6 protein-coding genes are annotated in these 7,161 nt (G+C 64.2%); 5 read left to right on the top strand and 1 reads right to left on the bottom strand.

The features are described from left to right. Positions 1 to 7 precede the first annotated feature (7 nt). Entirely contained in the window at positions 8 to 1,069 is a 1,062-nt protein-coding gene (locus tag BW686_RS21645) for a LacI family DNA-binding transcriptional regulator (RefSeq protein ID WP_084919528.1), read from the bottom strand. A 308-nt stretch (positions 1,070 to 1,377) separates the two neighbouring features. Between BW686_RS21645 and BW686_RS21640 the strand changes: the two genes are divergently transcribed. The 5 genes from BW686_RS21640 (at position 1,378) to BW686_RS21620 (ending at position 7,046) form a co-directional block, all read left to right on the top strand. Beyond that, entirely contained in the window at positions 1,378 to 2,469 is a 1,092-nt protein-coding gene (locus tag BW686_RS21640; protein WP_084919527.1) for an ABC transporter substrate-binding protein, read from the top strand. A 119-nt stretch (positions 2,470 to 2,588) separates the two neighbouring features. Further along, a complete protein-coding gene (locus BW686_RS21635) occupies positions 2,589 to 3,410 on the top strand; it encodes an ATP-binding cassette domain-containing protein (protein WP_084919526.1) in 822 nt (273 codons plus the stop codon). Beyond that, positions 3,407 to 4,654 carry a sugar ABC transporter permease gene (locus tag BW686_RS21630; protein ID WP_084919525.1) on the top strand — a complete coding sequence of 416 codons (1,248 nt, stop codon included), beginning with the start codon at positions 3,407 to 3,409 and terminating at the stop codon, positions 4,652 to 4,654. The genes BW686_RS21635 and BW686_RS21630 overlap by 4 nt, the downstream gene beginning before the upstream one ends. 36 nt (positions 4,655 to 4,690) lie before the next feature. Continuing rightward, positions 4,691 to 5,419, top strand: a complete 729-nt coding sequence (locus tag BW686_RS21625; protein ID WP_084919524.1) for an SDR family oxidoreductase — start codon at positions 4,691 to 4,693, stop codon at positions 5,417 to 5,419. A gap of 4 nt (positions 5,420 to 5,423) precedes the next feature. After that, positions 5,424 to 7,046, top strand: coding sequence for an FGGY-family carbohydrate kinase (locus tag BW686_RS21620; RefSeq protein WP_084919523.1), 1,623 nt, complete (start codon positions 5,424 to 5,426; stop codon positions 7,044 to 7,046). The last annotated feature ends 115 nt before the right edge of the window (positions 7,047 to 7,161 follow it).

The raw sequence follows: 7,161 nt of genomic DNA, 5'->3' as shown, positions 1-7,161 counted from the left end.
GTCCAGCTCAGTAGCCTTGGCCGTATGCATCCAGCAAGCTGGGCAGCGCCGTGCGCGGTGGTACAAGTATTGGTGCGACCTTGTACAGCCGAACCTCTGGCTCGGGTTGGTCGATGAGTTCAAAGGCCAGCTCAAGGATGCGGTCGACGTTCTGGCGCATCATGTAGACCGGGAAGGGCAGGAAAGAGGCGAAGGGGTCGTAGTCGAAGCAGCCCACCACCAAGTCGGCGACAGGGTCCGTTGACTGCTGCGGCAGCACGCCGAGCAGGCCCTCCAGGTTGATGGTGGAGTTGATGAAGACCCCTCGCGGCAACCGCCCGTGGCATTGGACATGAGTGGTCAGGGCCTGGCGGGTCATGGCCGGCGAATAGCCGGGGGCGCTGAAGACGTCGTCGCTGGTAGCTTCGCCGAAATGCGCCCGCTTGGCGGCCAGAAATCCGCCGATCCGTTCCCGGCTGGCATAGTCGGAGTAGCCGCCGAACAGGCAGAGATCCGTCGATGACAGGTCGCTGCTGGGCGCCAGCTCGCTGAGGATTGCCTGCGTCAGCTCGAAGGCGCCGGCGTAGTTGTCACTGGTGATCGATGGGGCGAGGGTACCCGGCAGGTCGAGATTGAGATGCCGTACGCCGGCACGCGCGCAGGCGCTGTGGATGCTGTCCGGATCGGTAGCGCCGACGATGAATAGCTCGTCGATGGAGTAGGCCAGCAGCGACTCCACGGTACTAAGCTCCAGTTGCGGATCGCGGCAGCCACTTACGACCAACGGGCAGAGGCCGCGCGCCCGGACGCGTGCTTCGAAGCCTTGCGCCAGTGCGGAAAAGAAACGGTTGTCGTAGAGCGGCAGCATCAGCCCGACCAGGCCGGAACGAGACTGCCGCAGGCCACGGGCCTGCAGGTTGGTGCTGTAGCCGTGTTCGTCAGCGAGAGACTGGATGAGCTGCGCCGTCGCCTCCTTGATCCGTCGTTTTCGCCAGGAGCCGTTGAGCACCGCACTGACGGTGGACGCGGAAGCGCCCGATAGCTGAGACAGGTCGTAGATGGTCGCTTTCTTCTTGCTGCTAGTGGGCATCACAGAGCTTTTCCATTGGTCGCAAATTCACTTGACAGTCGTAGAGGTCGAGGAGTAAATCTTATTGCACCATCGATTGTGCAATCTGTGCAGCATCGTCGAGGGGATTGCAATCCAGTCTGCAATGCTGTGCCGCTGGCCCTATCCATCGTTCGTCTGATCTCGTGATCGGCGTCGGTCGGGTGTGTGTCGCCAGGTAGGGGAGTATAGCGATCCTGAGGCTCCCACCGCAGCAGACTCCACCCAACGGGCGGGGCCGCAGTCTACAAACAGTTCGGTTCAAAGCCCTATCCAAGGATAACAAGAAAATGGCACGAATCTTCAAGCTCTCCCGGTTCACCCGCACCGTGCTGGCCGTTGCCCTCGGCACCGGCCTGGCCGCCTCCGGTCTGCAAGCGGCCCCGTCCGCGGCATCGCCGGTTGCCTTCCTCATGCCCGACCAGAGTTCTACCCGCTACGAAGAACACGACCTGCCAGGCTTCCAGCGACAGATGAAGACGGTCTGTGCCGACTGCCGAGTGATTTACCAGAACGCCAGCGGCGACGCCTCCCGTCAGCAACAGCAGTTCAACGCCGCGCTGTCGCAGGGGGCCAAGGTCATCGTTCTCGATCCGGTGGACTCCAAAGCGGCCGGCTCCCTGGTCCGTCAGGCGCAGGCCCGTGGCGTCAAGGTCATCGCCTATGATCGACCGGTGACCTCGGTGCCGGTCGATTACTACGTGTCCTTTGACAACGAGGCGATTGGCAAGGCGATTGCCACCTCGCTGGTACAGCACCTGCAAGCGCAGAAGGTCGATCCGCAGAGCGGTGGCCTGCTTGTGATCGGCGGCTCGCCCACCGATGCCGCCGCCGGACTGATCAAGAAGGGCATCATGGCCGGCCTCGCCGAAGGCGGCTATCAGATCCTCGCCGATTACGACACGCCCGAGTGGGCACCAGCCAAGGCGCAGCAATGGGCCAGCGGCCAGATCACCCGCTTCGGCAAGCGCATCCTGGGCGTGGTGGCTGCCAACGACGGAACTGCTGGCGGTGCCGTGGCTGCTTTCAAGGCAGCCGGGGTGAGCCCGTTGCCGCCGATCACCGGCAACGATGCCACGGTGGCCGGCCTACAGCTGATCATTGCCGGCGACCAGTACAACACCATCTCCAAGCCCAGCGAGATCGTTGCCAGCGCGGCGGCTGATGTTGCGGGCGAGTTTATCGCCGGCAAGACGCCCAAGCCTGAGACCACGCTATATGACGCGCCGTCGCGGTTGTTCGTGCCGACTCTGGTCACGGCCGAGAATTTGAAGGCGGAGATTATCGATCAACGCGTGGCCGGCCAACCGATCCAGACCGCTGCCCAGCTGTGTACGGATCGTTATGTCGCGGGTTGTCAGAAACTGGGCATCAAGCCCTGATGCCATTGCGCGGGCGGGGGAGGTGGCGAGTGCGGTAGTTGACAGACAGCCGCCTTGCTCAGCTCGCGCTGACTTCTTACGTCCTGCTGGACATTCACAACAATATCAGGGAGTCAAACATGGCTGATCATCCCGGCCAGACGGCCCCGCGCGAGCCTGTATTGAGCTTGCGTGGTATCTGCAAGAGCTTCGGTGCGATCTCGGTGCTCTCCGATATCGACCTGGACCTCTATCCCGGCGAAGTGGTGGCCCTGGTGGGTGACAATGGCGCCGGCAAGTCCACCCTGGTCAAGATCATCTCCGGCGTTCACGAGCCCACCTCCGGTTCGCTCAAGGTGGGCGGGCAGGCGGTGAGCCTTGCCAGTCCCGCCCAGGCCCAGGCGCTGGGTATCGCCACAGTGTTCCAGGACCTGGCGCTGTGCGAGAACCTCGACGTCGTGGCCAACATGTTCCTCGGACGCGAACTGCACCCCTGGGCCCTGGACGAGACCACTATGGAGGTCCGTACCTGGAAACTACTGGGCGAACTCTCGGCGCGCATTCCCAGCGTGCGGCTACCCATCGCCGCGCTCTCCGGCGGGCAGCGCCAGACGGTGGCCATCGCACGATCACTGCTGCTCGAACCCACGGTCATTCTGCTCGACGAGCCCACCGCTGCTCTGGGCGTGGCCCAGACCGCCGAGGTACTCAACCTCATCGAGCGGGTGCGCGACCGGGGGTTGGCGGTGGTGGTCATCAGCCACAACATGGAAGACGTGCGCGCCGTGGCCGATCATATCGTCGTGCTGCGCCTGGGGCGCAACAACGGTATTTTCGCCCCTGACGTGAGCAGCCAGGAGCTGATCGGCGCCATCACCGGGGCTGACGACAATTCGGTCTCGCGTCGCGCTCGGCGTCGCCAGGCTGCCACCCTCGAAACCACTCAGGAGCAGCCGTCATGAGCCAGACCAACGAAACGGCGGTGTTGCTCGACCGGAGCGACAGCCGCGTCAACCAGACCGTGGGCCTGGCCGCCAGTCTCAAGGCCACGGCCGAGCGGATCCGCGCCGGAGACCTCGGACCGCTGCCCGTGGTGATCGGCCTGGTGGTCATCTGGACGGTGTTCGGTATTTTGAATCCGGTGTTTCTCTCCAGCGCCAACCTGGCCAACCTGCTGTTCGACGCCGCTACCGTGGGCATCATTTCTCTTGGCGTTGTGTGCGTGCTGATGGTGGGGGAGATCGATCTGTCCGTGGGGTCCATCAGCGGCTTCGCCTCAGCGATGGTGGGCGTTCTCTGGGTCAATCAGGGGTGGCCGGTGGGCTTGGCGATCCTTGCTGCCCTGGTCGCGGGCGGCCTGATCGGCAGCCTCTATTCGCTGCTGTTCACCCGCCTGGGCATGCCCAGCTTCGTCGCGTCTCTGGCGGGACTGCTGACGGTGCTGGGATTGCAGCTCCAGGTGCTCGGCAACGCCGGTTCCATCAACCTGCCCTACGACTCCTTCCTGGTGAGCTTCGGCCAACTCGACACCCTGCCGCCGCTTCTGGCCTATCTACTGGCGGGTCTGACCGGCACGGTGCGGTTCTTCAATGGCTACCGGGAGCGGGCGCGGCGGCGCCAGGCGCAGCTGTCGGCGCCCTCGCTGATCGGGCTGGCGCTGCAATCTCTGGCCCTGACGGTCCTGCTGGGTGCTATCGCCTACTACCTCAACCAGGATCGCGGGGTGCCGTGGATCTTCGCCTTCTTCGTCGCGCTGGTGATGGCGATGAATTACGCCTTCACCCGGACCCGCTGGGGTCGCAGCCTGATGGCGGTGGGCGGCAATCGCGAGGCTGCGCGCCGCGCGGGTATCAATGTGCGGCGTATCTACACCTCGGCCTTCGTGCTGTGCGCCAGCCTGGCCGCGCTGGGCGGCATCCTCGCCGCGGCGCGGCTGGCCTCGGCCAGTCAGCAGGCGGGAACCGGTGACGTCAACCTCAATGCCATCGCCGCGGCGGTGATTGGCGGCACCAGCCTCTTCGGCGGTCGTGGCAGTGCCTACTCCGCTCTGCTCGGGGTGATCGTTATCCAGTCCATCGCCAGCGGCCTGACCATGCTCGACCTGTCCTCGGCGCTGCGCTACATGATCACTGGCGCCGTTCTGGCGCTCGCAGTCATCATCGACGCCCTGGCGCGTCGTTCACGGGTTTTCCACGGGCGGGCGTGACTCTGCCGTCCCACTTTCGAATGCAGAGGTGAATACATGAACCAGAAACTCTCCCTGAAAGTCGCCGCCATTACTGGCGGTGCCTCCGGTATCGGCCTGGCGTGCGCCAAGGAAATGCTAGCCGCCGGTGCCCAGGTGGCGTTGATAGACCGCTCTCGCGAAGGCCTGGAGAAGGCCTGCGTCGAGCTGGGTCCGAACGCCTTCCCCGTGGTGGTGGACTTGCTTGATCCGGACAGCGTCAAGACCATGCTGCCGCAGATCCTCGACCGCTTCGGTCGGCTCGACATCTTCCACGCCAACGCTGGCGCCTACATCGGCGGCGAAGTTGCGAATGGCGATCCTGATCAGTGGGATCGCATGCTTAATCTGAACATCAACGCCACCTTCCGGTCGGTGCAGGCTGTGCTGCCGCACATGATCGAACGGGGCAGCGGCGACATCATTCTGACTAGCTCCATCGCCGGCCTGATCCCGGTGGTATGGGAGCCGATCTACACGGCGTCCAAGCATGCCATCCAGGCCTTCACTCATACCCTGCGCCGGCAATTGATTAAACATGGCGTTCGCGTCGGTGCGGTGGCGCCCGGGCCGGTGGTCACCGCGTTGATCAGCGACTGGCCGCAATCCAAGCTCGACGAGGCCAAGGCGTCGGGTGCCCTGATGGAGGCCAACGAGGTCGCCGAAGCGGTGCTGTTCATGCTGACCCGGCCGCGCAACGTGGTGGTCCGCGATCTGATCATCATGCCCTTCAGCGTGGACCTTTAATGCCATGGGCCAATATTTCATAGGGGTCGATGTGGGAACTGGCAGCGCGCGGGCAGGCGTGTTCGACGCCAGCGGGCGGTTGCTGGCTGCGGTCAAGACTCCGCTGGAGACTTGGCACGGCGGCGGACAGCGGGTCGAGCAGTCGGCTGAACAGATCTGGCAGGCCATTGCCAGCAGCGTCCGTAGCGTGCTGGACGAGGCTGGCGTCGCGGCTGAGGCCATCGCTGGCATCGGCTTCGATGCCACCTGCTCGCTGGTGGTGGTGACGGCCGCGGGCGATCCGGTCGGCGTCGGCGACTCAGGCGACGACCAGCGCAACGTCATGGTCTGGATGGATCATCGCGCCACGGCGGAGGCGATCGAGATCACCGCGACTGGCCATCCGGTACTGCGCTACGTAGGGGGGCGTATATCGCCGGAGATGGAAACGCCCAAGCTGCTCTGGCTCAAACGTCATCTGCCACAGGCTTTCGACCGCGCCGGGCATTTTTTCGACCTGGCAGACTATCTCACCTGGCGTGCCACCGGCGACCTGGCGCGATCGGCCTGCACCGTCACCTGCAAGTGGACCTATCTGGCCCACGAGCAACGCTGGGACGCCTCCTATTTTGAGACCATAGGGCTTGGCGAACTGGCAGCGGAAGGTTTCGTGCGCATTGGCACGCGCATCGTCGAACCTGGTACGCCCTTGGGCCAGGGTCTCTGCCCGACCGCGGCAGCCGATTTCAGCTTGTTGCCGGGCACGGCGGTGGGCGCGGCGCTGATCGACGCCCATGCTGGTGGGGTCGGCTCCCTCGGCGGCGCTTCCCCCCATGGGCAGACGGCGGTCACGCAGCGTCTAGCCTATATCTTCGGCACCTCGGCCTGCTCCATGGCATCCAGCCCGGTGCCGACCTACGTCGATGGCGTCTGGGGGCCATATTACTCGGCTATGCTGCCGGGGCTCTGGCTCACCGAGGGCGGGCAGTCGGCGGCGGGGTCGGCCATCGATCACCTGGTCTCTCTGCACCCGGCAGTGGGGGAAGCACGCGAGACGGCTGAGCGACAGGGCCTGACGCTGCTTGCCTGGCTCGAAGCCCAGGTGGCGCCTCTCGGTAGCGCGGCGCTGAGTCTGGCCGACGGTCTGCACGTGGTGCCCGAATTCCTCGGTAACCGTTCGCCGTTCGCCGATCCCGATGCCCGTGCGGTACTCGCTGGCCTGACCCTGGATCGGGAACTGGAGGGACTCCCCGGCCTATACGTCGCCGGCCTCTGCGGCATCGCTTACGGTCTGCGGCAGCTGCTTGAAGCCCTGTCGCGTGACGGTATCCATATCGAGCTGATTGTCGCCAGTGGTGGTGCAGCCCAGAGCGATTTCGTCCGGCAGCTGCTTGCCGATGCCACCGGTATACCAGTGGCGGTCAGTGACACCGAAGAGCCGGTATTGCGAGGGGCGGCCATGCTGGGCGCCGTTGCTGCTGAAGCGGGTTTACCTCTGCTCGATGTCATGGAACGCATGGCAAGCCTGAACCGTGTGTTTACACCGGTACAGGGAGCGCTCGCAGACGAGCATCGCAGGCGCTACGCCGCGTTCGAGGTTCTTCAGGCAGCTGAACGAGAAGTACGATCTATGTTCATTCGAGAGTGAGTTCGACCCGGAAGTCCGTGAGGGACAGATCATCCAGCGAGCGATCATCAAGCTTCTACACACTGAGAAGCTTTAGCGTATACGGAATAAAACGGCCCACTTTGGAAAACATAAG

The sequence above is a fragment of the Pseudomonas syringae genome, from assembly GCF_002157375.1.
GTDB lineage: Bacteria > Pseudomonadota > Gammaproteobacteria > Pseudomonadales > Pseudomonadaceae > Aquipseudomonas > Aquipseudomonas syringae_T.
This window is presented reverse-complemented; position numbering and strand designations above follow the sequence as displayed.

Excerpts from the sequence above, each read along its gene's own strand:
- BW686_RS21645 (WP_084919528.1), bottom strand. The coding sequence starts at position 1,069 with ATGCCCACTAGCAGCAAGAAGAAAGCGACCATCTACGACCTGTCTCAG.
- BW686_RS21630 (WP_084919525.1), top strand. The coding sequence starts at position 3,407 with ATGAGCCAGACCAACGAAACGGCGGTGTTGCTCGACCGGAGCGACAGC.
- BW686_RS21635 (WP_084919526.1), top strand. The coding sequence starts at position 2,589 with ATGGCTGATCATCCCGGCCAGACGGCCCCGCGCGAGCCTGTATTGAGC.
- BW686_RS21625 (WP_084919524.1), top strand. The coding sequence starts at position 4,691 with ATGAACCAGAAACTCTCCCTGAAAGTCGCCGCCATTACTGGCGGTGCC.
- BW686_RS21620 (WP_084919523.1), top strand. The coding sequence starts at position 5,424 with ATGGGCCAATATTTCATAGGGGTCGATGTGGGAACTGGCAGCGCGCGG.
- BW686_RS21640 (WP_084919527.1), top strand. The coding sequence starts at position 1,378 with ATGGCACGAATCTTCAAGCTCTCCCGGTTCACCCGCACCGTGCTGGCC.